Origin of the sequence: Fibrisoma limi BUZ 3, from assembly GCF_000296815.2 — a bacterium.
GTDB classification, from domain to species: domain Bacteria; phylum Bacteroidota; class Bacteroidia; order Cytophagales; family Spirosomataceae; genus Fibrisoma; species Fibrisoma limi.
This window is the reverse complement of record NZ_CAIT01000007.1, coordinates 541,942-568,012: the sequence shown is the minus strand read 5'-3', so window position 1 is coordinate 568,012 and position 26,071 is coordinate 541,942. Positions and strand designations below refer to the sequence as shown.

Annotated in this window: 22 protein-coding genes; 12 read left to right on the top strand and 10 right to left on the bottom strand. The window is 51.8% G+C overall.

What is annotated here, in order from left to right; all coding sequences use genetic code 11:
* Window positions 1–44: 44 nt before the first annotated feature.
* Window positions 45–890: a serine O-acetyltransferase EpsC gene (epsC, locus tag BN8_RS18530; protein WP_009283455.1), complete on the bottom strand. Its 846-nt coding sequence runs from the start codon at window positions 888–890 to the stop codon at window positions 45–47.
* A 243-nt stretch (window positions 891–1,133) separates the two neighbouring features.
* On the opposite strand from epsC, the gene BN8_RS18525 reads away from it, so the two are divergent.
* The 5 genes from BN8_RS18525 to BN8_RS18500 all read left to right on the top strand — a co-directional run bounded on the left by BN8_RS18525 (window position 1,134) and on the right by BN8_RS18500 (window position 7,049).
* Window positions 1,134–2,345 (top strand): PQQ-dependent sugar dehydrogenase, encoded by a 1,212-nt coding sequence (locus BN8_RS18525; RefSeq protein ID WP_009283454.1) that lies wholly within the window; start codon window positions 1,134–1,136, stop codon window positions 2,343–2,345.
* A gap of 135 nt (window positions 2,346–2,480) precedes the next feature.
* On the top strand, window positions 2,481–4,625 hold the full coding sequence (locus BN8_RS18520; protein WP_009283453.1) for a S9 family peptidase: 2,145 nt from the start codon (window positions 2,481–2,483) through the stop codon (window positions 4,623–4,625).
* A gap of 1 nt (window position 4,626) precedes the next feature.
* Window positions 4,627–5,118: a methylated-DNA--[protein]-cysteine S-methyltransferase gene (locus tag BN8_RS18515; RefSeq protein WP_009283452.1), complete on the top strand. Its 492-nt coding sequence runs from the start codon at window positions 4,627–4,629 to the stop codon at window positions 5,116–5,118.
* A gap of 219 nt (window positions 5,119–5,337) precedes the next feature.
* Complete coding sequence (locus BN8_RS18505) at window positions 5,338–6,099, top strand: methyltransferase (protein ID WP_009283451.1); 762 nt, start codon at window positions 5,338–5,340, stop codon at window positions 6,097–6,099.
* A 56-nt stretch (window positions 6,100–6,155) separates the two neighbouring features.
* Window positions 6,156–7,049, top strand: a complete 894-nt coding sequence (locus BN8_RS18500) for an alpha/beta fold hydrolase (protein WP_229368133.1) — start codon at window positions 6,156–6,158, stop codon at window positions 7,047–7,049.
* Between the two features lie 68 nt (window positions 7,050–7,117).
* Here BN8_RS18500 and BN8_RS18495 read toward each other — a convergent pair whose 3' ends face one another.
* On the bottom strand, window positions 7,118–7,801 hold the full coding sequence (locus BN8_RS18495) for an START domain-containing protein (RefSeq protein ID WP_009283449.1): 684 nt from the start codon (window positions 7,799–7,801) through the stop codon (window positions 7,118–7,120).
* Between the two features lie 194 nt (window positions 7,802–7,995).
* Here BN8_RS18495 and BN8_RS18490 point away from each other — a divergent pair, with 194 nt between their 5' ends.
* Together BN8_RS18490 and BN8_RS18485 are read left to right on the top strand one after the other, a co-directional pair.
* On the top strand, window positions 7,996–8,313 hold the full coding sequence (locus tag BN8_RS18490) for a hypothetical protein (protein WP_040006244.1): 318 nt from the start codon (window positions 7,996–7,998) through the stop codon (window positions 8,311–8,313).
* A 154-nt stretch (window positions 8,314–8,467) separates the two neighbouring features.
* The gene (locus tag BN8_RS18485) at window positions 8,468–11,122 is read left to right on the top strand and encodes a DUF6242 domain-containing protein (protein ID WP_192579075.1); all 2,655 of its coding nucleotides are present in this window, start codon (window positions 8,468–8,470) and stop codon (window positions 11,120–11,122) included.
* Between the two features lie 74 nt (window positions 11,123–11,196).
* Here BN8_RS18485 and BN8_RS18480 read toward each other — a convergent pair whose 3' ends face one another.
* On the bottom strand, window positions 11,197–12,330 hold the full coding sequence (locus BN8_RS18480) for a TonB family protein (protein WP_009283447.1): 1,134 nt from the start codon (window positions 12,328–12,330) through the stop codon (window positions 11,197–11,199).
* A gap of 240 nt (window positions 12,331–12,570) precedes the next feature.
* Between BN8_RS18480 and BN8_RS18475 the strand changes: the two genes are divergently transcribed.
* Window positions 12,571–13,557, top strand: a complete 987-nt coding sequence (locus BN8_RS18475) for a c-type cytochrome (protein ID WP_009283446.1) — start codon at window positions 12,571–12,573, stop codon at window positions 13,555–13,557.
* 9 nt (window positions 13,558–13,566) lie between these two features.
* Here BN8_RS18475 and BN8_RS18470 read toward each other — a convergent pair whose 3' ends face one another.
* Window positions 13,567–15,189, bottom strand: coding sequence for a sensor histidine kinase (locus BN8_RS18470; protein WP_009283445.1), 1,623 nt, complete (start codon window positions 15,187–15,189; stop codon window positions 13,567–13,569).
* A 525-nt stretch (window positions 15,190–15,714) separates the two neighbouring features.
* Between BN8_RS18470 and BN8_RS18465 the strand changes: the two genes are divergently transcribed.
* A complete protein-coding gene (locus BN8_RS18465; protein ID WP_009283444.1) occupies window positions 15,715–16,266 on the top strand; it encodes an RNA polymerase sigma factor in 552 nt (183 codons plus the stop codon).
* A gap of 624 nt (window positions 16,267–16,890) precedes the next feature.
* Here the strand turns inward: BN8_RS18465 and BN8_RS18460 are convergent.
* On the bottom strand, window positions 16,891–17,307 hold the full coding sequence (locus BN8_RS18460; protein ID WP_009283443.1) for a winged helix-turn-helix transcriptional regulator: 417 nt from the start codon (window positions 17,305–17,307) through the stop codon (window positions 16,891–16,893).
* A 102-nt stretch (window positions 17,308–17,409) separates the two neighbouring features.
* On the opposite strand from BN8_RS18460, the gene BN8_RS18455 reads away from it, so the two are divergent.
* Window positions 17,410–18,273, top strand: a complete 864-nt coding sequence (locus tag BN8_RS18455) for an SDR family oxidoreductase (protein WP_009283442.1) — start codon at window positions 17,410–17,412, stop codon at window positions 18,271–18,273.
* Window positions 18,274–18,519: 246 nt separating this feature from the next.
* Here the strand turns inward: BN8_RS18455 and BN8_RS18450 are convergent, their stop codons facing one another.
* The 5 genes from BN8_RS18450 to BN8_RS18430 all read right to left on the bottom strand — a co-directional run bounded on the left by BN8_RS18450 (window position 18,520) and on the right by BN8_RS18430 (window position 22,047).
* The gene (locus BN8_RS18450) at window positions 18,520–18,996 is read right to left on the bottom strand and encodes a DUF2214 family protein (protein ID WP_040006242.1); all 477 of its coding nucleotides are present in this window, start codon (window positions 18,994–18,996) and stop codon (window positions 18,520–18,522) included.
* The gene (locus BN8_RS18445) at window positions 18,996–19,415 is read right to left on the bottom strand and encodes a DUF4267 domain-containing protein (protein ID WP_009283441.1); all 420 of its coding nucleotides are present in this window, start codon (window positions 19,413–19,415) and stop codon (window positions 18,996–18,998) included. Before BN8_RS18445 ends, BN8_RS18450 begins: the two co-directional genes overlap by 1 nt.
* 64 nt (window positions 19,416–19,479) lie before the next feature.
* Complete coding sequence (locus BN8_RS18440) at window positions 19,480–20,055, bottom strand: Crp/Fnr family transcriptional regulator (protein WP_009283440.1); 576 nt, start codon at window positions 20,053–20,055, stop codon at window positions 19,480–19,482.
* Window positions 20,056–20,287: 232 nt separating this feature from the next.
* On the bottom strand, window positions 20,288–21,118 hold the full coding sequence (locus tag BN8_RS18435; RefSeq protein ID WP_040006329.1) for an NAD-dependent epimerase/dehydratase family protein: 831 nt from the start codon (window positions 21,116–21,118) through the stop codon (window positions 20,288–20,290).
* 68 nt (window positions 21,119–21,186) lie between these two features.
* Window positions 21,187–22,047: an AraC family transcriptional regulator gene (locus tag BN8_RS18430; RefSeq protein WP_009283438.1), complete on the bottom strand. Its 861-nt coding sequence runs from the start codon at window positions 22,045–22,047 to the stop codon at window positions 21,187–21,189.
* Window positions 22,048–22,202: 155 nt separating this feature from the next.
* On the opposite strand from BN8_RS18430, the gene BN8_RS33950 reads away from it, so the two are divergent.
* Together BN8_RS33950 and BN8_RS18425 are read left to right on the top strand one after the other, a co-directional pair.
* Entirely contained in the window at window positions 22,203–22,319 is a 117-nt protein-coding gene (locus tag BN8_RS33950; RefSeq protein WP_083882525.1) for a transposase, read from the top strand.
* 648 nt (window positions 22,320–22,967) lie between these two features.
* Complete coding sequence (locus BN8_RS18425; protein ID WP_009283436.1) at window positions 22,968–26,057, top strand: SusC/RagA family TonB-linked outer membrane protein; 3,090 nt, start codon at window positions 22,968–22,970, stop codon at window positions 26,055–26,057.
* Window positions 26,058–26,071: the final 14 nt, after the last annotated feature.

Genomic DNA, 26,071 nt, shown 5'->3' with positions numbered 1-26,071 from the left:
TGGATGCCGGTTTACAACAGCTCGTTGACCGGCATCCGGATTGATTAGATCACGAAATTGATGGGTTCGGAGTCTTCCAGGGATTTCAGACGAACCTCGGTCTGATGCTGATTATATACCAGCGAATAGGGCTCAACGCTTTCAGTCAGCCAGACGTTACCCCCAATAACTGAATCGTGACCCACAACCGTCCGGCCACCCAGAATGGTGGCGTTGGCGTAAATAACGACGTTGTTTTCGATAGTTGGGTGGCGTTTTTTCTGCGCCATCGACTTGGCTACGTAGGTGGCGCCGAGCGTAACGCCCTGGTAAATTTTCACGTTGTCGCCGATGAGGGTGGTTTCGCCAATGACTACGCCCGTACCGTGATCGATGAAAAACGAGCGACCGATCGTAGCACCCGGGTGAATGTCGATGCCGGTATGCCCGTGAGCGTACTCGGTCAGCATCCGGGGAAGGAGCGGCACGTTTAGGTTCAGCAGCTCATGTGCAATCCGGTACACAGCGATGGCGTAGAAGCCCGGGTAAACGGCAACCACTTCTTCGACGCCCACAGCGGCCGGGTCGTTATCCGAAATGGCGTGAGCATCCAGTAGCAGATGATCATAAATGGTTGGAAGGCTGTCAAAAAACGTATCGGCAATGGCCTCCGGGTAGTTGGGCAAATGACCCGACAGGGGCCGTAGCAGGCAGACGAACTGGTCGTATAGCTTTTGATACGTTTCCCCGACGTGTTGCGTAACGGACTGACACTCCTGCGTAACGGGAAAGAGCAGCCGCATCAATTCATCAATGAATCGACCGGCATCGGGTCGGGAGGGAAGCTTGTAACGATACTGCGCACGCTGAGTGAGCAGGTGATCCAGAAAAGACGACTTATCGGTTGTCATGAGGATGTGTTAAAAAATCGTTGCGAAGAACGAAGAAGGTTGTACGTATCGTTTTGCGATAGTGGAACGGGTGCCCCGTTGTGAGGAGGATCAACAACATCGTTCGTTGGCCGTCGTCATACGCTCTTTCATACGTTGGAGGCAATTATTTCATTTTGAAACAAAAAGTAGGCCGCAAAGTTCGTCCGCTCAAACTGGCGTTGAATTTGTTTACGCTTTAGCAGCTCAATATATAAACCAGGCATGTTAGGCAAAGCACTGATAACTTTACTTTTTTCGCTGGCGGCCACATCGGGCTTCTCCTGGCTGGTTGCCTGGGCGTGTCGCTCAGACAACGAAAAGGAAACGTCCGCACCGGCCAGGTCCGTTACCGAAGCCCCGGCGGCTGTACGGGTGGTGGATGCGTACCCCAAACTTAAATTTGATGCTCCGGTGGAATTTACCCACGCCAACGACGGCTCAAACCGCGTGTTTGTGGTCGAGCAGCCGGGCCGTATCCGGGTGTTTGATAATAACGCCAGTACGTCGTCGGCTGGTACATACCTCGATATTCGGAACAAGGTGGCGTATGGTGGTGAGATGGGCCTGCTCGGTCTGGCCTTTCATCCAAAGTTCAGCGAGAACGGGTATTTCTACGTCAATTACACAAAAGACAACCCCCGCGAAACGGTGGTGAGTCGGTTTCAGGCTCCGAAAGGCGCTGCGACCGTTGATCCGGCTACGGAGGTGGTGCTGTTCAAGTTCCGGCAGCCATATTCCAACCATAACGGCGGTAAGGTGCTGTTCGGGCCGGATGGGTATCTGTACGTTACCACAGGCGATGGCGGAAGTGGGGGAGACCCGCAGGATAACGGCCAGGACCGTACGAACTGGCTCGGTAAGGTGATCCGCGTGGATGTGAACAGCAAGGAGAAAGGGAACTACGGTATTCCGGCCGACAATCCCTTTAAAGACAATAAAGACGGTTTCCTTGAAGAAATTTACGCCTATGGCCTGCGTAATCCCTGGCGGATCAGCTTCGACGACGAAGGCCGGCTGTGGGCGGGCGACGTTGGCCAGAATGAGATCGAGGAAGTGGACATCATCACCAAAGGCGGCAACTACGGCTGGCGGGTGAAGGAAGGTAAATCGAACTTTAAATCAACCAGTAAGAACACCCCTGCCGATTACATTGCTCCTGTCTGGCAGTACTCTCACAGCAACGGCGACGTATCGGTGACGGGTGGTATGGTATATCGCGGGCAGCAAAACCCCTCGCTGAAAGGCAAATACGTATATGCCGATTATGCCAGCGGGCGGGTTTGGACACTAACACCCAAAGGTAACGAAGCGACAAACAACCAGGAGATTATCAGTCGCGCCGGTACGATCTCGGCTTTTGGTGAGGATCAGAACAAAGAATTATACCTCTGTAATCACGGTGGTGGGAAAATCCTGAAACTGACATCTAACTGAGTTGGAAAGCGAGACGTTTCAGATTGCTTAGGTTTTAAAATCAGCTTGTAGATCCAGAGCCCGGCCGAATTGGTCGGGCTTTTTTGCGTTAAAACCCGTAACTTGTCCAACCTACAAAGTTCATCCTTCCGACACATGAAATTACTTTTTATTGGCTGGCTGACCGTCGGTCTCGGCGGTCTGGCGTTTTCACAGTCGAACTCCCTGCCCGGTCGCTACTCCATCGAAGACGTACTATCTGCTCCGTACTGCACGGGCCTGGTAGCCGAACCGCAGGCCGGTCGGATAGGCTGGGTCAGCACACAGGAGGGCGTTCGATCCGTATACATACATAATGGGCGGTCGGGTCAGACAACGAAACTCACGAACTACCAGACCGACGATGGTCAGGACATCAGCGACCTGCATATCTCAGCCGATGGGCGCTGGCTGACGTTTGTGCGGGGTGGAGCCAAAAATGGCGAAGGGGTAAGCCCAAATCCAACGAGTAATCCAGCCGGGGCCGAGCAGGCAGTTTACCTCGTACCCACGGATGGTAGCCGAGCGCCGATTCGGGTAGCGCCCGGTAATCATCCGGCCTTTTCACCGACCGGCAAACGGCTGTTGTTCGCGCAGGGTGGTCAGGTGCATCTGGTGGAACTGGCTGGTCTGTCGACCGACAAACCAATTACTACGCCCAGTCGGCTCTTTACGGCCCGCGGTTTTCAGACGGACTTCAGGTGGTCGCCGGATGGCGGGCGGGTCCTGTTTTCAAGCGTTCGGGGCTACCATAACTTTATCGGTGTATACGATCTGAGCCAAAAAGCCATTACGTGGATTGCGCCCGGTGTCGACCGCGATCAAGCGCCGGTATGGTCGCCGGACGGGAAGCAGGTTGCCTTTATTCGGGTGCCGGGTAAGAAGCACGGCGAAATGGAGAACGTACAGGGCGGACACCCATTTGCCATCTGGGTAGCTGATGTAGCTACGGGCGAGGGCCGGGAGCTTTGGCATTCGCCCGCCGACGATGGCGGTTTCGCCCAGGATTATCCCGCTGAGCCGCTGCGGTGGACAACCACAAACAAATTACTGTTTTTCTCCGAACACGAGGGCTGGATGCACCTCTATGCGCTGCCGCCGACGGGTGGTAAGCTCACGGATCTGACGCCCGGGGCAGCCGAGGCCGAAGAGACATTCGTCCCGGCCGATGGCCGCTATCTGTACTACAGCTCTAATCTCAATGACATTGACCGACGGCACATCTGGCGGGTTGCGCTGACTGGCAACGAAGCCGTACAGCCAGAACCGCTCACCACCGGTACGGGAATAGAAACCGACCCGGTCGTGGTTGGCGATCAGTTATTTTACCGGTCAGCTTCCTGGAATCGGTCCACCGGCATTGCAAAACGTAGGGTGGGGGATACTAGCGAGACGCTGCTCTTCCCGACCGAAGCCGCTCCGCGTTTTCCGGCTCAGGCGCTGACAGAGCCCAAACAAGTGATTTTTAAAGCGGCCGATGGGGTGGAGGTTCACGCTCAGCTCTTTCTGCCCGGCTCCACAACCCAAATATCTCGTCCGGCTCTGATTTTTATGCACGGTGGCCCCATGCGGCAGATGCTGCTCGGCTGGCACTACCGGGGCAGTTACTACGCTAACGCATACGCCATCAATCAGTATCTGGCCAGTCAGGGCTACGTCGTGCTGTCGGTGAACTACCGGGCGGGTATTGGCTACGGTCGCGCGTTTCGGCGGGCTGATCGACAGGGACCCCGTGGCGCTTCGGAGTATCAGGATATCCTGGCTGCGGCTAAATACCTCCAGAGCCGGTCTGACGTCAATCCACTAAAAATTGGGCTATGGGGCGGGTCATACGGCGGCTACCTGACCGCCCTCGGGCTGGCCCGCAACTCCGATCTATTTGCCTGTGGGGTAGATATTCATGGCGTACACGACTGGGCCTGGCGCGGCAATCACTTCTCGCCCGGTGGCGGCTGGGCCATCGGGGAGGCCGAAGCGAAGGTCGCATTTGAATCATCACCGGCGTTCAACCTCGATTTCTGGCGGTCGCCCTGCCTGTTCGTCCACGCCGACGACGATCGGAACGTCACCTTCGCCGAAACCGTCGATCTGGTGCAGAAACTCCGTGACAAGGGCGTGCCCACAGAAGTACTGATCTTTCCGGACGATGCGCATAGTTTCCTGCTGCACAAGAACTGGGTTCGTACGTACCAGGCACTGGATGGCTTCTTTCGAAAGCAGTTGATGAATCAACCGGAAAAACCCTTAACCAGCGAGAAATAAGATGCTGACGGCGTACATGAACAGTCCGCTTGGCCCGGTCCGGATCACCGGTGATGACTTGGGCGTAGCAGCCATCTCCTGCGTCGATGTTACGTTCCCGGACCCCATGCCCGACGTACCTGACCCATTGCAGGGGGCTGTTACGCAATTAGAAGAGTATTTTGCCGGGACGCGGCAGACCTTCAACTTTGCCCTCAATCCAGCCGGTACGGCGTTTCAGCAAAAGGTCTGGCAGGCCCTGCTGGACGTACCGTTCGGCACTACGTTGTCATACCTGGCACTGACCCGCCGGATTGGCGATGAAAAGGCCATCCGGGCGGTAGCGGCTGCCAATGGGAAGAATCCGTTGTGGATTGTCGTTCCGTGCCACCGGATCATCGGCTCTGATGGCAGCCTGACGGGCTATGCGGGCGGGCTATGGCGAAAACAGTGGTTACTGACGCATGAGGGCGCTTTGCCAGCATCAAAACACGGGCAATTAAGCTTGTTTTAGGGCCTGATAATCAGAATGCAAGTTGTTTGGTTGCTTACATAAACATGCGGACGAAACAGGCAGTTACCTCCTGAACGATGAATCGACTGGAGGCTGCACTGACTGCCTGACGAAACGGCCAGCAGACGATTTGATCCTTGTTGAATCAATTTATCAACGAACAGGCCGAATGATTGCTGGTCGGGTACGACTGTCGTTCGCTGTTGAATCTGAAGGTACATGGTTTCGGAAACCTCATGGTCAGAACGGTCGATCTGGAAACGGATTGGACAATTTATCTACCTAATTCTCGCCATCTCCGGCATTCTAATTGATAGAATCACCCCCCTGCGGCTGTTACTCTGGGCGCTGATCGCAGCAAACATTCTGTTCCTCTGGTTTTTTAAAGATTGGGTAACGCTGGACGCCGTCATCATCTTTTTTGTAGCCATGTTCGTGATCCGTTACGCCATGCTGTTCGGGTCGTTCGGGCGGAGAGGACTGGCACCGTGGCTCATCCAGCGCTACGGCGAAAAACGGGGATACAGTTACTATGAAAACCTGACAGCGTTTCTGTTTTTCTACCGGGGCACCAGTTTCAACTTACTGGTCGAATATACCGCTGATAGCCTGCTGCTCCCCCTTTGGCTGGAGCCCTGGGCAATGGGATTGGCGCTGGTTGGCATGGTCGGTGCATCCGTTATCAATCTTTGGGCAACGTACATCGTCGGTATTGATGTGTATTATTACAAAGACATGTTTCTGGGTCGGGCTGTCGGTACGTTTGAGGTACGTGGCCCGTTCAGGTATTTCAGCAATCCGATGTACGGCATCGGGCAGTTTAATGCCTACGGGGCCGCACTTTACTACAGCTCGGTGTGGGGGTTGTTCGGGACGTTACTCAATCAGGGCCTGATGTACGTGTTTTATTTTATGTTCGAGAAACCCCACATCAAGCGATTATTTGCCAATTCAAGTGCATCCCTGACCGCGAATTCGTAACTTGGAACTGCTTCCCTGAATCGAAACCGGGAAAATATAGCCCCTATACGCGACCTGTGAACTGGATTAACGACATAAAACCCATTTATTGCCTGATTCTGCTTTGCCTGTTGCTGTCGGGATGTTTCCGGCGGTTTCAGATGACCGAGCGCGACATCCGGTCGCATTACGCCGGCCGTTCAGTGAAGCCCCGGTTTCATACCCTCGAAACCGATAGTACTAAGTTGTTCGTCGCCAGCATCGGGGCTGATACGTTGCCGCCCCTGCTGCTGATTCACGGTGCGCCGGGAGCCTGGTACGGTTATCTGCGGATGCTGGACGACAGCCTGTTGCAGCAACGTTACCACATCCTATCCATTGAACGGCCGGGATACGGTAAGTCGCGGAAAAGGCGCCGGGCCGTTACGTCTATTAACCAGCAGGCTTTGTGTATCAGCCAGGCACTCAGCCTGAACTGCTCCACAAAGCCAGCCGTCGTGCTGGGGCGATCATACGGGGCACCTATTGCCGCGCGGCTGGCCGCTCTGCACCCCGACCGGGTTGGTCATCTGTATCTGGTTTCGGCGGCTATTGACCCCGACAAGGAAAAGTTCTTCTGGTTTTCGGGCTGGGGGCGGATGCCGTTCATAAAGGTGTTTTTGCCCCGATCATTGAACATTGCAACGGCCGAGAAGTACAGCCACGCGGCTGAACTGCGCCAACTGCTGCCATGCTGGACGCAGCTTTGCATGCCCGTTACGGTGATGCAGGGCGGCAAGGACTGGATTATTGACCCCGGCAACTTCGATTTCGCCCGGCGCGTACTGGCCAATACCGACGCCCGGTTTATCTATCTGCCCGACGCCGGGCACGTAATAACAAGTTCGCACCACGACCTGGTCGAGCAGTTGCTGCTCAATACGGCCGATAGTCTGTACCGCCAGCCTGCCCTCAGCGCCCGTCGTCCCTGACCGTTTGTCGTTGCGTTTCGTACTAAAACGAAACAGATATGAGTTTAGGATCGTGCAGGATGGTCATCTTACGGCTGTAAGAAACTGAACGTGCGGTTCTGGTAATACGGCAGCTTCACGTGTTTCTCAATTTCGGAAAACGATTGATAGGGTGCCGTGGCAATCAGCGAGTTGGTCAGCCAAACAGGAATATCGCCCCCCGGATCGACCTCGAAGAAATAGTCGACCCGCAGCCGATTGGTGTCAACTTGTTGGATTTTCCATTGTGATCGCCAGCGTGGTATCCGAACTACCCCTTTCTTTTCCGGAACCAGACCCGGCACATTGTCGGCTTTGATGGATACGGTGCCGGTAGCCTTATCCTGGCTCAATACCATGTGCATCACAACATCCCGATCCGACGCGGGCCAGGGCAGGTCTGTCTGATGGTAATAAAACAATTCCTGTTCGCTGACCCGCCGGATAACGTAGGCGTCTACAGCCCGGAACATGACTTCCCGGTAATGCTCAATGCCCGACACGTACGCAACCAACTGCGACACCGTAGCGGTAAGTTCGCAGTGGACCTTCACTTCTTTTCGGCGGCTGTCGGGCAATTGGCGGGCGTAGACCTGAATGCCGTTTTTATCTTTCTCCAGTTTCCAGCCCTCTGACTGTCGGTTTGATTCGGTCCCTTGTGCCAGCAGGCACGATGAACACCAGATCGTAAACGAACAGGCCAGAAGCCAGAATCTCTGCCGGAATAGTACCATAGTGAATGAACGATCGACTGGCCGTAGCCACGGGTGGGTATGCTCGAAAATAGTTGAAAAGAGGCAGATTGTTTGAAAAGGCCATCATTACCTGCCGGATATAACCCCAGACCCGCCGAACGTAAACTCTGAATTTCGGGCTGAAACCTGAATCCTACTTTTGGGCATACTCAAACCCAATTACGTTTACACAAATGAGAAAGTTCTTCCTGCTCAGTACGGTGCTGGTCACCTTCCCGTTCATGGTAGCCGCTGCCCAGTCTGCCTCCTCTGACTCCAGTTCCAGTGTCGCTCCATCGTTTCTCCGGCTTTATTTCGCAGAACTTATCATGCATGAAGCCCGGCTTGGCCTTGAAATAGGAACTGCCCCACGGCAGTCTCTTGTAATCGATGGTAGTTATATGGGGCTTTCCCCTTCGAAAGGTGATAAAACGACGTTCAGGTTTGTTGAAAAATATACAGGGCCTGCCACTAGCTTTAACTTACTGTGGGGGATACTACTGAAACTCTAGCTGCGCTGGCGAAATTTTCCGGCAATTGGATTAGCGGGCGGGGCTGGTGCTGAATCCGCCCGCTGGCTCGCCGGGGCGTACCTATTAGTAAATACATTTCAACCGGCGGTTCGGCACCCGTATCTTTCGCATAATCATGCATTATTGTGCCGCTATGATACGTCCAACTATCTACTTCCTCTTTATACTGTTATTGCCAATCCGGTTGTTGGCCCAATGGAAGCCGCTGGGGCCTTATGGCGGGCCGATTGAGATCCTTGAATCGAACGAGAAGGTGACTCTGGCCTCTGGCCCAACCGGTAGTTTTTTCCGGTCGACCGACGGGGGTAAAAACTGGCAGATTACAACCCAGGGCCTGCCCAATTCGCCCATTACGGCTGCGTTGGTGACGGATTCGCTGATTCTGGTCGGTACGGGCGGAACCGGCGTGTATAAGTCAACCAATGGCGGAGCAACCTGGATGGCCAGCGGTCGGTTTGATGTAACGCGGACCAGTGGTCAGCCCCGGGCCTATGGCTTTCTGCGCGTCGGTCAGTACCTGTATGCCGCCACGGCCGAGGGCGTCTTTCGCTCGTCAAACGATGGGGCCAACTGGCGCGAGGTCAGCAATGGACTCTACACCCGCGATGGTATTTTCTCCCTGGTGGCTATTCCGGGCAGCCGGGCTATTCTGGCCGGTACGGGACTCGGAATTTACCGCTCTATCGACGACGGCGAAACCTGGGCATTGGTACGGTCGCCGATTACGTCGGCCAGCCGTAACGCGCTGGAAGGGAATGTCTTTGCGCTTGAGCAAGGTGAAGGGGCGATCATGGCCGGTTCGTATGGCCAGGGCTTTTTTCGCTCACTCGATCAGGGAACTACCTGGACCGCGTCAAACACCGGTCTGCCCTTCGGTACGTCTGTGTATGTCATTAAAGTGAAAAATGGGGTCATCTACATTGGAACGGATACCGGTATTTACCGCTCGACCAACAAGGGGACTACCTGGGCGCAGATGGACAATTTTCCATCCGATGCAACTATATCCGGCCTTACGTTCATCGGCAACTCTTTGCTGGCGGCTACGAACAGTGAAGGGCTGTTCCGGACGGACAACGCTGGCCAAAGCTGGACCGAATCAAACGCCGGACTGCTGGCCGATACGGAACTGCTCGTTACCAGCGGAAACAAACTCTGGTGCGTTTCGGGCGAGAACGTAGTCCGGTCGCTGGACGGCGGCAAAACCTGGAAAATTGTGCGGTACAAGATGACCGACGACGAACTGATTCAGGACATGAAACGTGATGGTAACACCCTGTACCTGACTAATCGGGATCTGTACCGCTCTACCGACGATGGCGATACCTGGCAGAAAGTAAACCAGCCCCTGGCTATTCCGGATGGGGTGTTTCTGACGTCGATCTGGGTGAGTGGCAACGACATACTGGCCGCGACGCTGAACGATGGTATCTATCGGTCAACGGATGGAGGCCGGGTCTGGCGGGCGCTGTCACGCGATGGGCTACCTACGGCTACCAATAATCGCCCGACGTTCATCTCCAACGTAAAAAACACCCTGTACGTCGGCTACTCAGCCGCCGGCATGTTTCAGTCTACCAACAACGGAGCAAGCTGGGAGCGAGTAAAAGGAATTCGCGAAAACGCCGATGTCTGGACGCTGGCGGCCGTGGGCGATACACTCTACGTAGGAACAAACAGCGAGTCATTATACCGCTCAACGGATAAAGGACAGACCTGGACGCGCGCTGACAAAGGCATTACGTCATCGACGGTTCGGTCAATCCTGCCTACGTCGGCGGGCATTTTTGTCGGTACGTTCAAAGGCGCTGGCCTATCAACGACCAAGGCCGCTTTCTGGCGTCGGTACAACAACGGCTTACCCCTGCTACAGGCCAGTCGTGAGAACGTAGCGGCCGAAGACCTGCGCATGTTTCCGCTGGCGGCCGAGAACAACCAGTTATACGGTTCTACATTATACGGCATCTGGACCCGCCCCATGAACGAAGCGCCCTACATCACGCCTGAGCCGGTCGTGTCGTCTACCTGCGTCAACGGGTTAATTCAGGTTCGGTACCGTATCAGCGATACGTTTGAAGAAAAAAATCAGTTTACCATTCAGGTGTCGGGGCCGGATGGTGTGTATTCGACCACGCTTATTACCCCGTTGGCAGGTTGTGCGTCGCCGGGTCAGGCAACGGATCAGGGCTTTTTCGGGTGCCCGATCGATTTGCGGATGCCGACCGGAACGGTGGCCAGCGATAACTACCGCATGCGCATCGTCGCATCGAGTCCGGCTACGCAAAGCGCGGACATTCCTATAAAACTGACGCCTAACCCCATTCCGACTAAACCAGTAGTGAAAGTTGACAGCTCAAAACTGACTACGGTCGATGCTGCGTTTGCGTACCAGTGGTTGCTCAACGACCGGCCCATTCCGGGGGCTACGAGCCGTACATATGATCCTAAAAACTTTCCGGGGATTTACGCCGTTCGGGTGGCCAATGAATGTACCGGTACAGCCGTATCGGATCAGCTTGCGTATCTCGTTACGGCCACCGAGCCGACGTTCGACGATGAGGTAAGCGTTTTCCCCAACCCGGCCGACGATGCTCTGACGGTTCAACTGCCGCGTGCGGTGAAAGGTACCCGGCTACGGCTGCTTCGGCCTGACGGAGCGCTGCTGAACGAACAGACAACCGCTACCACGCAGCACAGACTATCCATCGGTTCGTTACCGGCGGGGCTGTACCTGCTCCAGGTCAAACAGGGCGACCGGCAGACCGTAAAGCGGGTGCTGAAGAAATAGCGTTTCCCATAGCCTGTTAAACAAACAAACCCCATCGAAGGAAGCTTCCGGTGGGGTTATTTTTTGCCGTCAGATTACCTGGAAGTGCCCCAGATTTCGCGACAAGTGCCGACTTTTTTTGTAACAACGATAGGGACCGTAAACTCTTCCAGAATTGTACAGTCCGCCAATTGATCGGGTGACAGCGTACGGGTTGGCAAACAGGCGCTGGTCGATGCCAACGTATTGGTGAAGGTAAATGCAACGGGCAGAACGTATTTTCCGGCGTAGACGGGTTTTAAAACAGAAAGTTTACGTAATGCCTGTTTAACAGCCTGATCGAAGCCATACTCGTTGTTCTCGGGACTAAGCGACGTAATGTTGATCGCTTCTCCGCGTTTGGTGATTTCAAACCTGATGTACACGCGACCGTATACACCTTCATTCCAGGCGCGGCTGGGGTATTTAATACGATTGTGTAGCGCCTGTGTAAATACCGGCTCCATGCTCAACGCTGGTTTAAGGGGGCCGGTTGCGGCCGTGAGCTGGTCGTAATAGGCCAATGCGTTCACAACGGTTTCGGTCGTAAGGGTGGTTTCGGGAAATCGTTCTGCTAGTTTTTCGGCCTGATCGTAAAGCGCATTCAGGAGCGAAGGCCGTGTCAGGTCAATAGGCTCTGGTTGAGCGTCTCCTTTCTGGATGTAATAGATTTTTCGAGTTTGATACGAGCCATCGAACGCATCGCCTTTAGCATAACCATCGGTAATTCTTGCCGTAACCAAATGCCGCTGTAGGTTCAACAGGAGCTTTGTCTGGCCGTTGCGCAACACCGCCAGATAGCCGCGGCCTACCGAGCCGGGTTGTCGTCGGGTAAATAACAAGCCATTAATGCTGAACGATTCAGGAGTAACCACGCGGCTTGTCAAGCTTCCGTTGAATCGGCAGTATACCTTCTGATCGACTAAACTGTAAGCGATCTGGCAGGAAATGGGCTGGCCTGCATTGTCTAGCCAGACGGTGCCCTGTTGCCATATTGGATACGTGAAGTATTCACTGCCGAGATAGACCGTTTGCTTATGATACGATTTGATTTCGTTTGGCCGTGACGTGGAGTAAACCTGGCAGGTAGTGATGATTCGCCCGGCAGAGTCCTGCGATACGTCGCATTGGCCGCTGACCGAGAGACTGATTAGCCAGAAAAGTAAAAACGAGATGGCAGCGCGGCTCATATAAGGTAGTGTGAAGGTTGGTAGGGGTTAGGCGAAAAGTACAAATAAAACGCCAAAAAAGTAAATGAATCGACGAGCTGGCTTTTTCGCTACTTTCAGAGCTAGTGACAAGCTTATCGCTTGAGTCCATGCTTTTCGCGTCTCATTAGACAGGAATTCCGTTTCATCAGGCTAACTGCTGGATACGCAGCCCCCGGCCATCAATTTTGGGCCAGTAAACAACTTTAGTGATGGCTTTCCATGAAAACGGTTAAAAAAATCCTGAAACGATTCGGGCAGGGGTTGCTCGTTCTCCTACTTTTAATTGGTGGCTTTTGCGCCTACGTTGCCCTGACGCCACCGCGTACGTATGATCCCCCTGTGGCACCCGACATCAAGGTGGAAGTGACAGAGGCCCGGATTAAACGGGGCGAAACCATTGCCCAGCTACAATGTATTGCCTGCCACGGTGATAACGACAATCGGCTGACGGGCAAGCACCTGGACGATATTCCGGCTATGTTTGGCAATATATATTCCCGCAACATCACGCAGGACAAAGAGAAGGGAATCGGTAACTGGACCGACGGCCAGATCATTTATTTCCTGCGCACCGGTATCCGTCCCAATGGGTCGACGGCTTTCATGCCGCAGTATGGCTTAATGGCCGACGAAGATGTTAAGTCGGTTGTGGCCTGGCTGCGCTCTGACCAGTTCCCGGTACAGCCCTCCCGGAAAGAAGCGCCACCGGCCGAGTATAGCTTCGTGGCAAAAATGCTGATGTGGACAATCATTAAGCCTGGCGACTATCCGGAACAGACCATTGAACTCCCCGACAGTACTAAGTCGGCAGCGGTTGGGAAATACATTGCTACGGCCGTTGCCGATTGTTACGGTTGCCATTCGGCCGACTACCTGGATCTGGACAAACAGAATCCGGAACGGACAAAGGGGTATTTTGGGGGAGGTAGCAAATTCAATGGGTTGGATGGTAAACCGATTCTGTCGGCCAACCTGACCTTCGACGAAGAGACTGGTATCGGTAAAAAATACACGAAAGAGCAGTTCATACGGGCCGTAAAGCATGGCGTTCGGCCCGACGGCTCAGTTCTTCGCTACCCTATGAGCCCGATGGTGGCCCTATCGGAGAAAGAGATCGCTGCGGTGTATGATTACCTCAAAACAGTACCGAAAGTACGTAACGACATTGCTGGTAAATCGGCAGAACTGCAACTGGCGGAAAAGTAAACCATAGGGTCAGGGTGCTACGTCAAAGGACGGCAGGTAAACAGTGAACGTAGCACCCTGACCCGGTTGGCTCCAGGTTGTTATCGTGCCCCGGTGATTCTGCGCAACCTGGCGAACCGTGGCCAGGCCCAACCCTGCACCCTCGTACTGCCGGCGACCATGAAGCTTGCGAAATGCCTGAAAAATGAGGTCGGCATCCTGTTGCTGGAAACCAATGCCGTTGTCGCTGACTTGAATTTGCCACCAGCCCGCTGCCTGCGGAACCGTACTGGTGAGGTACGTGCATGATTCCGGAAGCTGATCAGGCTGAAGTCGAAGGCTGTTAATCTGGATGATCGGAGCGGCATCCGGCCGACGAAACTTAATAGCGTTGGCCAGTAAATTCTGGAATAACTGCTCCAGTTGAAATGCACTGCCCAGCACAGTCGGCAGATCGCCCACGGTTATGGTAGCCTGCTGTTCACTGATCGATACATCCAGATTTTGAAGAACCTGATGTAGTACGTTGGGCAGGGCAACCGGGTTAAACGCATCGCTGTCGTTCGTAATCCGCGAAAATTCAAGCAAACTGTCAATTAGCTGCATCAGGCGGGCTGAGGCAGTCTGCATTCGTTTTAATAGGTCCAGCGCTTCGGTAGGCAGTGTTCCGCCGTATTCATTGTACAGCATATCGCCGAACGCTTTGATTTTGCGTAGCGGCTCTTTCATGTCGTGCGACGCAACCGATGCGAATCGTTCCAGATCGGCGTTGGAGCGGTTCAGCGCCTGGTTTTTCTCCCGTAGTAAGGCCGCCTGGTCAGCCAGCGCCAGTTGCTGCTGTTTGAGCAACGTGATATCCTGGTAGGTGAATAATACGTATTTATCGGTTTTTACCAGGCTGCCGTCTACCCAGACATCCAGTTGGTCGCCCTGAAAGCGCCGTTCGACCCGTTGCGATTGGCCGGTCTGATGAACACCTACCAACTGGTCAAAAAAGCCCTGCGCATAAATATCAGGAAACAGGACGGATAACAGGTTCCCAACCATTTCCTCCACGCTACGCCCTGTTGTACGGGCATTCGACGCATTCGTGACTACATACTGAAAATCGACGATGGTTCCGGCCGTATCCAGAACGGGTTCATAGAGGACCAGTCCAGCCGGCGAATTATCTACAATGTTGTGCAACAGTTGAGCTTGTTGATGCAACTGATGCCGAAGCTGGCGGGAATCCGTGATGTCGAGTGCCGTAATGACCAGTCCCTCGCCCTGCTTCACCACCGATACATCGACCCACTTGACAGAATCTCCGATGATATGCTCCCGTTCAAACCGCTGTGGCTCCCCCGTCAGCCAGGCCGTTATGTACCGATTAAACAGACCTGTCTGCCGAAAATATGGGAAAAGCTGCAACATGGTCGTCTGTCGGAACTGTTCAGGATTCAGGTTAACCAGTTCGTGTGCCTTGCGATTACCCCAGATGTACTGAAAATCGGTTACCTCACCATTTTCTAATATCGGCACACAATACAGAAAAGCTGAAAGTGTTCCTTCCATCAAGGCATCAAGCACATCCAGATAAGGCTGTTGGGTTGGGAGAAGCTCGATACGGGCTTCTGCACGTTTCGCATCAGGTGCAGTAGAAATGGACACGATTACGCTTGTTTATTGAGTAATAGTTACTGCTGAGTAAATGTAATATACTTTTTGGGTGGGTCAAACCTAGTAATTAATAGTATCACTCTGATGAATTTTACTGGTATACTGTAGGGAGTCAACGGATGGGTAGTAAATAAACATGGCCAATTTACTAATTTTTTAAGCTGGTAATTAAACAAGTATGGTTTAGTTGTTGACGTTTCGGTACGTAAGCCTCCTGCCTAGGTATTAATTGTCAAAGCAGTTTGGGTAAAGCAAACACGTAACAATATATTTGCCTATACATTTAGTGTAGTTACATTTTAATAGCGTGTTAATGAGTGTAATTACTTAATGCGATTACTTTGGTTCCTGAAATAACCACTTTACAACTAACCATCATATATCAACTATGTTGATTGCCACACTTGAGAATAAGTACCCTTCTTATCATCTTGTTCAGTCACTCACTCTGCTTAGGCCGGTTGTGCTTAACGCGTTCCAAATCTAATCATTCAGTTGATCTGTCTGTCTCTCGCTATGAAATCCCCACTGAATGATGAAGAATTAGTCCGCTTGTACGTCGATACGCACCAAAGCGATTATTTCAATATTCTGTACGAGCGTTATGTAACTAAAGTCTATAACCGGTGTATGTCCTTTTTTAAGGATCACGAAACGGCACAAGATCTTACGCAGGATATTTTTGTCCGGGTTTTCACCCGCCTTGACAACTTCCAGCAGCGGGCTGCTTTTTCAACCTGGCTGTATTCCATCTCATATAATTACTGCATGGACCACATCCGAACCGGCAAACGACTGAACACGATGCCCCTGGAATCTGAATTTGCCGATGAAGTAGCCGATAGCGACGACTCGTCAACGCTGCATGCCCGGCTGCAGCAACTGTCGCAGTTTGTCGACGACTTGCCCCAGTTTGAGCGTAATTTACTTAGCATGAAGTACGAGCAGGGCAAGAACGTGCAGGAGATCAGCGAGGAATTGAAGCTGAGCGAAAGCGCCGTAAAGATGCGCCTGAAACGGACTCGAGATAAAGTCCGTGAACTACATACCAGACGAGCGCGGTTGTGAAGCGCCTGCCGGTCCAGGGGCGACCGGCACCTCTGCGGAATTGGTACTTCTAAGCTTGACTTTAGTATTATGCTGCCCACGCTAATGCACTCTGCCAAAGCAGAAACTGCTGGCGGGGGATTTTTACATATTCACTCTCCAAAGGCGATGTGTAAAAAATCATTTCGCCCCATAACAACGACCGTACACTGCCTAGGGCATCTACAAAGGTAGGCTGCCTTTTCATACCAACTGCTCTGCTGACGCAGTAGTAATCCCTGGGGCCAAAGGTCATTAGCCAATAGAGTGACGAACGAAAACAAGCCCCGACCCAAATCTACATACCAAAGCCCCAGCGGGCTTCTTCTTAAAAGCTAAAGTCAAGCTAAATGGTGCGTGCAATCGAATAGAGCAGTACGCTGGTCGGGTTGCCATCGAAGGGGTTGATCAAGTTCAGCCCGTTCAGATGCGTGACGTAGAAGACAAGCCCAATTAACCAGCCCAGGTTAATCGACCACTTACCGGCTTCTTCAGCAATATCAATGGTCAGAATAAAAATTCCCCCACAAGGTGGACAGCATCAGATTTGCTGGTAAAATTCTCCGCTTGAGGCAACCTGATTATTAATAATCTGTGGCTCTTGTTTTACGTTAGGGCCTTGTCGCGGGCGAGCTGCTTATACTTCTCAACGGCTGCCTCTTTGCCGGCATGGAGTTCCTCCAATAAGCCAGGGTCGACGATGGTGGAGCAATGCCTGGCTCCCCATAGAATGAGCTCGACAAGGATGGGGACTATATCAACGCCTTTTTCTGTAAGGCGGTAGGTGAACTTCGATTTCTTATCGGTGGCAATGGACTTGGATACGATGCCTTGCGATTCTAGGGCCGCTAAGCGGTCGGCTAGAATGTTGGTCGCAATTTTTTCCTCCGACTGCAAGAATTGACCATAGGTAGACTTCCCTGCGAACAACATATCCCGAAGAACAAGAAGGCTCCATTTGTCCCCTAGCACGTCGAGTGAAGTGCTAATGGGGCAAGTAGAACGCTGTTTTAGTTCTTTCATAAAAATCAATTTGTCTTTTACTTGCTTTATGCAAGTGTTTTGTTTTAGTTTTGAACTTGCGATTTGCAAGTAAATATACGCGGATTTTTATTTCTGATTAACATGATTCTAGTAACTGGAGCCACCGGTGGGTTGGGCCACCAAACCATCGACTTTTTGCTCACGCGCACCCCGGCCGCAAAAATAGCTGCCTTGGTGCGCGACGTCCACAAAGCCACGGATCTCGTCAAGCAGGGCGTAGACGTCCGGCAAGCGGATTACGTTGACTATCCCGCGCTGGTGCAAGCCTTTCAGGGCATCGATAAGGTGCTGCTGGTTTCCGCCGTGGCATTTACCGACAGGGTGCGTCAGCACCAAAACGTGATCGACGCTGCTAAGGAAGCCGGGGTGAAGCACCTTTTTTACACCAGCATCCAGCGCAGCACAAATTTTGTGATGCCAGAGGTCACAGAAAGTGACCTGGCCACTGAAGCATACCTCAAAGCGTCAGGGCTGGCGTACACCATTCTCAAAAACGGCTACTACTTTGAAGGCCTTGGGTACCTGATTGGGAGTGAGGTGCCGGACACCGAGATACTTTTCACGGCGGGAGAAGGTAAGATCGCTTTCGTCAAGCGGACCGAACTGGCTGCCGCCACGGCTGCCCTGCTGACCAGCGAAGGGCATGAAAACCAAGAGTATACCCTATCGGGGAGCGAAGCGTATTCGTTTCACGACATCGCTCAGGAATTCTCCGCATTAGCAGGCCGGCCCATCGCTTACAAAAGCAGCGAGTTGGCGCCCTACGTCGCCAAGAAAGTAGCCGCCGGCTTCCCCGAAGTGGTCGCCACCTTCTTAGCCCAGTGGGGTGCCGCCACCAAAGACGGCATGCTGGCCGGGACGCACGATACGGTCGAGCGTCTACTGGGCCGCAAGCCAACTTCACTGCGGGAGTACCTGAAAACGACTTATTTCTCGGGTACCTGACGGCTTCTAGTGGCGGCCAATATCCTATGCATCAATGCATCCAGGCTGGAATCAAGCAATTGACTTCCCACAGAAGCTCACTTGTTTGATTCCAGCCTGCTAAAAATAGTCTGTTATCATATCCTACGACTCAATTATTAAGCATACCAAAATATTAATTCGCTTACTTGTTCACAGATTAAGCAGGCTGAATAGAGAAGCTAGACGCGCTAGTTAAGGGAAGGGCGAATTGTTGATTTTGGCGGGCTAATTAAATTTAAAGACCGCCAGGATGATGATGGATAAGAACACCAACGTTTGAACCCTGTGGAACCTATTCAATTTTGTGACTATAGGGTTGATTGGTAAACTCAGGGCAGCCCCCTCAGCTAACAGGCTGTTTCTTAATGTCTTCATCTGTGGACTGCCCACCAGAAGTCCATTCAGTGGAAGCAGCAAGATCAGACCCAGTTTTACTTGAAGCCATAGCTGGTGCAAAAAAACACCTCCGGTTATTAGGGTCAGTCCGATCCCGGAAAGGACTAGCAATACACCGCCTGCTAGTAATATCGTGCCTAAACCCGACATGAGTTTTAAAAGACCGACTGATGCGTTACCCTTCGTATTCCACAGGCTTATAAACGTGCGGAATACCACTAACTCGGTAACCGTAGTGCCGGCCATGAGTACAAGGCCGGAAAGATGCATTACTAGCAACAATTGTCGAATAGTGAATGGATCCATCAGGCAGTTGTCTTATTAGTATTGCTGATTAATAAAAAGCTGGTTATGACCATGTAGATGGCGGTAAAGCCATGGACCAGCATTCGTGGCAGGTCCATACCGTTATGCCCGTAGACCAGCAAGCAGTCTGTAGCAGGGATGATGATCGCTGCGGTAAAAACACAAGCAGTTGCTTTTTTCATCCGGCCTAGCAATAAGGCCAAAAGGGCTAATCCCGAAAACATATCACGTATTCCCTTTATGCGGCCCAACGTAATATCTGCATAGTTTGAGGGTTGTATACCGAAATCTTCCAGACTAATCTGGGGAAATAGAACAAACCTAACGCCGATGAAGAGAATTCCCAGCGCGATGAACATGGCCATCCAATAAGATACTGACCGCCAGCCCCATTGGGCCATTGCCTTTTCTGTTTTCATGTTGTGATCGATTGAGACCACAAAGCTCACGATGAAAAACCAGGCAGTCGTTCACCCAAGTTAATTAATGCTTTTGGGTCAATCTTTTTCGAATACGGCTCAGGGATTGGGGCATGATGCCTATATAAGAAGCGATGTAATATTGTGGGATGCGCTGACCTATATCAGGAAACTTATCGTAAAAGGTCTGGTACCGTAGCTCGGGCGAGTCAGTATACAGGGAGTATATCTGATTGATAGCAGTCACAAAAACCTCGCCAATGGCCAGCCGCCCAAATCGTTCACCATGTTCTACTTGCGCGTAAAATACATCCATGTTGGCATGGCTGATGGTATAAACGACAGAGGCTTCCAGAGCCTGAATGTTCGTCAGGGATGGCTGCTGGGGAAGAAAACTGGCGTAATCACAAACAAATTCGCCTTCTTTATTAAAGTAGGTTGTTTTTTCCTCCCCGTTGATATTAGCATAATAGCGGACGAGCCCCTGTTCAATAAAAAATACGTTTTTGCAGACCTGACCGGCCTGAAGCAGATGTTCGCCTTTACTGAATTTTTGTTGACGAAATAAAGCGGTAATGATATCTTCATCCTGTGAGGAAAGGGGAATATAGTGCTGAATGGCTTTGAGAAGTAACTTCATACTCAAAAATAAGTATATAACGCATTAGGCGAAAGAGCCAAAACGAAGTTGGGTTGTGCTAGCCGACTAGTAGTGGTTTCGTTGTCAACGCGGGCCTCCCCTCAGACGCTATTCCCCACTATTCTCCAGTTTATATATTACATCAAAAGAGGGTTCTAAGGGATAAGAACAGAGCCGTCAGGCATTTACTCGGGATAGTATTCTTTCTCTAAAACCCTCTCCTATGCCTACATCACATAATTTGCTCCTGCATCGCCTGATAGACTGTCCTGACCACAGGTTGGAAGCCCAGACTGCGAGCCCGTGAACTGTCACTCACCAGGTACCAGGGGTTCACAAGCGGTTCGGAGGATGATTCCAGTCGTACGCCAACCAATTGGGCTAATTCGTAAATCGATGTAGGGGCTTCATCAGCGATATTGACGATATGCCCATCCATCACCCCAGCTAAGGCCAGGTTCATTGCTGTGGCGATGTCGCGGTGATGAATGGTGCTCATTCGCATAGCGGGGTGCCATTTACCGGCAATCGCATAGCGGGGCAGCAATTTCAAATGTCCATCCCCGTCACCATAGACAAATGGAAATCGCAGCACTACCCAGTTGAGCCCACTTTCGCGTAGCTCCTGCTCAGCCGCCACCTTACTGGCTGGGTAGGCTTGATGGGGAGCAACTTCGTCATCTTCGCGACCCGGATGCGGATTGGTTGCGTTGTATACGTTGGTCGTACTCGCCAGAATGAAACGGGCGTTAGGCGCATGGGCTTTTGCTGCCTCGATCAGGTTGCGCGTCCCTTCCAGATTGCTCTTCCAAATCAGATCCGTGTCTGGTGTGCGAAATACCGCTGCCAGATGGATAATGGCTGACACATCCTGCACGGCTTCGCTGAGGGAGGTAGAATCTAATAGGTCGCCTTCTACAGCCGACACACCGGCCGGAACACTCTTTCCGGCTCGTACCAGCGCGCGGCATCCCATACCTGCATCAGCAAGACGCCTGAGCAGGCGCTCCCCTACAAGGCCGGTCACACCGGTAATCAATATTTTCTCCAGTTGGTTACTCATCATTTTAGTAGTTCGTTTACTAAGACAAAGTTCTGGAGAATTCAGGCAATGGAGTCGGACAAAAACCGTTAAGTGGCGGACAAATCCTGAAAGAAAGCCGCTACAGTCTTCCCAGTGACCTTCTTGAACAAACGAGAAAAATAACTAGGGTCACTAAAGCCTAACTCGAAGGCTAACTCCTTGACGGAGGACCGTTCGCCGTAGTACAATCGGCGCTTGGCCTCAAGAATCAGTCGGTGGTTAATGAACTCTTTAGGTGAGAGGCCAGAATAATGCTTGACCAGCTGATACAACCGATCCGTACTTAAGGCCAGTTCATGAGCAGCTTGACGGATGGTTGGATGCTCCGTCAGGTTATTTTCAACGAACACCTGGAAGGCGACATATTTTGTCATTTGTTGGCCGGCTGGTTTAGCATCAACTGAAAAATACGCCGTATTGATTTCCGTCAGAAGGCTATTCAGGTGGGCCAGGATAAGTTCAGGGTCCGTATCTAAAACAGCTAATAAGCCCTGTAGCAGTTCAAATATCGCTTGCAGTCTCCTGGCAGTCGCGGCTGAAAATCTTATTTTTTGCTGATTAAGAGGATTGAGTAGGAATGGGTATTGCTTAGGCAATCGGGCCAGGCATTGGTCATCAAACCCTAATTTATAGTACTCATTTGCCTGTAGGCTGAGCGGCATGTGTTGAATCTGATGCGGCAACGAGAAGACTAATTCATGCTGGCCGAGGGCAAGCGTTTCCCCATCAACGCCATATTGAGTAGCCCCCTGCTGAATAAATAGAAAGAAGTAGTAGGGTAACCGGTGGGGGAGTTTATACTTATCGCTGTCCTTTAGAGCTAAATGACCAAAATCAGGGGAAACGATCCGGATAGGTAATTGACTATTTTGGCTGAATTGCTGGGGAAATGAATAAATCTTATGCATAAGGCATACCTACTAATGACTTCAACTTACGAGGGCAAAAATGTACTTTATACAGCGAAAATCAATTGCGGACAAAACATACTATGGTGAATAGTTAGCTATTCCTAGCAGTGAATAAGGTAGCCGATGTATGATGCAGTGCAGTTAACAATCGCCTGTTTATCAACCGCACCGGCGGACCGGCAGTACTTTGGATAGCACGTAGTGGAACACCTTGGCGTAGCTTGCCCGAACACTTTGAGCCTTGGAATTCCGTCTACCGGCGCTGCTGACACTAGGCTAAAGCAGAGGTTTGGCAGATCGTCTTTGAAGCATTGCAGGAACCGGATCTGGATTTGTTGATGATTGACTCCATGACGGTTGGGGTCTACCAATATGCCGCTGGCCAAAAAAAGCGATCCCGCCAGTGAGTGCTTAGCCGGGACGCCGGTGTGATCAATCAGTAAGTGGCTGGACGCCCCCTGTAGCCCGGTAAGATTCGTGCCCCTGAGGATGAGCTGAATAATCCTTTTCGGCTCATTTTCAGTTTATTCATAGCTTGCCATGGTGAAGGCAAGATACGATATCAAAGTCCTACTCTCAGGTTAATAACAGCGTTTCCACTTCACCCATTCAATTGAGATAACGTGTACAAGTCTCATGGTCAATCGTTTTTCCTGTTTATCAATTAGTGAATTATTCAATGAGATAATTATGGTAATCAAATATTATATATGCAAGTAGGATATTTTGCAAATAATAATTTTGATTTTTTAATTATTAATAGAATTTTATTTTATATAATATATACGGTACATTATATTTGTTCTGCTTGGGTGTGGAAATAATCTTATCCGGCCTGCTGATTATCTATTAAGCTTCACGGATTGTCTTTTTGTAGTATTCATCTGCTGTGTAACAAGTTAATCTCTTTAATCATAATGATAAATTTTTTTACAAGATGCTGTCTGATCGCCTGTTTGCTGATTAGCGTGGTCAGTTTTGCCCAGGACAAAACAATCAAGGGGCGTATTACATCCCGATCGGATGGCACAGGCCTGCCCGGTGCAAACGTATTGGTTAAAGGCACAGACAGGGGGAGCACAACGAACGCAAATGGCGAGTTCACTCTTAGCGCTCCGAGTAATGCCGTTTTGGTCGTATCCTACATCGGTTTTAAATCGGCAGAAGTAGGCGTTGGTACAAAGTCATTTATTGAATTTTCATTAGAAGAAGATGCCTCAAACTTGAGCGAAGTAGTTGTTACGGCGTTAGGTATTACCCGCGAGAAAAAGGCCTTAGGCTACGCTGTTCAGGAAGTTAGTGGCAAACAGCTAACGCAGGCCCGCGAAACGAATTTGGTAAATGCCCTGTCGGGGCGCATAGCCGGGGTTCAGGTTACGGGCTCGAACGGCGCACCAGGCGCTTCATCGCGTATTCTGATTCGGGGGGCCAGTTCAATCGGCAGTAATAACCAGCCGCTGTTTGTGGTTGATGGCGTACCAATCGACAACAGTAATATCGGCTCTAGTACGTCGGTCGATTATGGGAACGGAGCCGCTGCCATCAACCCCGACGATATTGAGAATGTGAGCGTGCTGAAAGGGCCTAGCGCGGCTGCTCTATACGGCTCACGCGGGGCCAACGGCGTCGTTTTGGTTACGCTCAAAAGTGGCAGAGGCTCGAAGGGGATCGGTGTTGCCGTCAATTCTAACACAACCTTCGATACCCCTTTTCGCCAGCCTGAATGGCAAAATGAGTACGGTCAGGGCGGTAAAGGGCAGTTCAAATATGTCGATGGTCGGGGCGGAGGCATCAACGATGGGGTCGACGAAAGCTGGGGTCCCAAACTGGACGGTCGACTGATTGAGCAGTTCGATTCGCCCGTGGTCAATGGCGTTCGTCAGCCGACGCCCTGGATTGCCCATCCCAACAATGTGGATCAGTTTTATCAGACAGGCCGCACCCTGACCAACAACGTATCCGTGACCGGCGGCAGTGAGAAAGGCGATTTCCGGCTGTCATTTACCGACTTGAATCAGACCGGTATTCTGCCCAATACCGATTACAAACGAAAAACATTCGCCGTTAATGCAGGCTGGAACCTAACCGACAAACTCAGTGTCCGGGCTACGGCCAATTACGTGAAAGATGGCAGCGACAACCGGACCAACTGGGGGCTTTATTTCATCTGGTTTGGTCGGCAGGTAGATATGGAGCAGTTGAAAAATTATCAGGCTCCGGGTAGTATTTACCAGTACAACTGGAACTATAACTACTGGACAAATCCGTATTACCAGCTCAATGTCAGTGCGCGGGAAAACACAAAAGACCGCCTGTTCGGCAACGTATCGGCTACTTACCGGTTCACACCGTGGCTGAGTCTGACCGCCCGTTCGGGTACGGATTTTTATCAGGATCGACGCAAGACCAAAAATGCAGCCCGTACCTCGAATCTGTTCGACAGTTATAACGAAGATCTGATTTTCGTGCAGGAAACTAACAGCGATTTCCTGCTGAACGCTACCCACAAATTCGGCGATTTCGACGTAGCGGCAAACATTGGGGGCAACTCGCGCATGAACTACACCCAACGGAACTACACGGGCGCTACTGAACTGGCCATTCCACGCGTGTGGAACATCGGCAACTCCCGGCAGCGGCCCGTAACGGACAATACCGGTTATACCAAAAAGGTCATCAACAGTGTATATGCTGCGGCCAACCTCGGTTATCGGAATTATCTGTTCCTCGATCTAACCGCCCGGAACGACTGGTCGAGCACGTTGCCAATCAACAACAATTCGTATTTCTACCCCTCGGCGGCTTTGAGTGCGGTGTTGACCGATATGTTTAATCTGAATTCACCAACCTTGTCGTTTGCCAAAATACGCGCCAGCGTAGCTCGCGTGGGGAACGACACCGATCCCTACAACCTGCTCCAAACGTATTCGTATGCTGATGCCTGGGGGTCATTGCCGTCGCTGGCTGAGGGTAACGCGATCCTGAATGCTGCATTAAAGCCCGAACTGACGGATTCGTACGAAGTAGGAGCCGAAGTGAAACTTTGGCGGAACCGGGTTGGTCTGGACGTAGCGTACTACAACAAGGAATCGTTCAACCAGATTCTGAGTGTGAACGTATCGAACGCAACCGGCTTTTCGTCGAAATGGCTGAACGCAGGACGTATTCAGAACAAGGGAATTGAAATTCAGTTGACAGGTTCGCCGGTGAAAACCCCGGCTTTTGGGTGGGACGTGGCCCTGAACTGGGCGCGTAACCAGAATAAAGTGATTGAACTGGCCGAAGGCCTGCAAACCTACACGCTGGGCACCGTACGGGGCATGGGGATTGAAGCGCGTATTGGGCAACCCTACGGTACGTTCTTTGGGCAGGGCTTTATGCGGGCTCCTTCCGGCCAGATCATCTACGACAACAGTGGCTACCCCCGCATCGACCCAACCCGTCGTATACTGGGCAACTTCACCCCCCGCTGGATTGGTGGCTTCCAGAATACGTTCACCTACAAAAACCTGTCGCTGAGCACCTTGATTGATATGAAAGCCGGAGGGGATATTTTCTCCCAGTCGATCAACATTGGTCGGTACACGGGCGTGCTGGCCGAAACGACACGGGGTCGCGAAACGGGCATCGTTGGCGACGGGGTGGTCAACACCGGAACGGCGGAAAATCCCGTCTATACGCCGAACACCAAAAATATCTCGTCGGAAGAGTGGCACCACAAATACTACCTCCTGACCAACAACGAAGAAACCATTTTTGACGGTAGTTACGTGAAGTTGCGTGAGGTGCGGATGACGTACCGGTTGCCGGGCAAGGTATTCTCGCGCCTGCCCTTTCGCGACATCACCATTTCGGCGGTGGGCCGTAACCTGGCACTGCTCTACAGCAAAATTCCGCATATCGACCCGGAAACCAGTTTCTACAACGACGGTAACTTACAGGGGATCGAAAACGGTCAGATTCCGACAACCCGTTCGGTTGGTTTCAACATCAGTTTCAATCTGTAATTCCCTCAGCAACA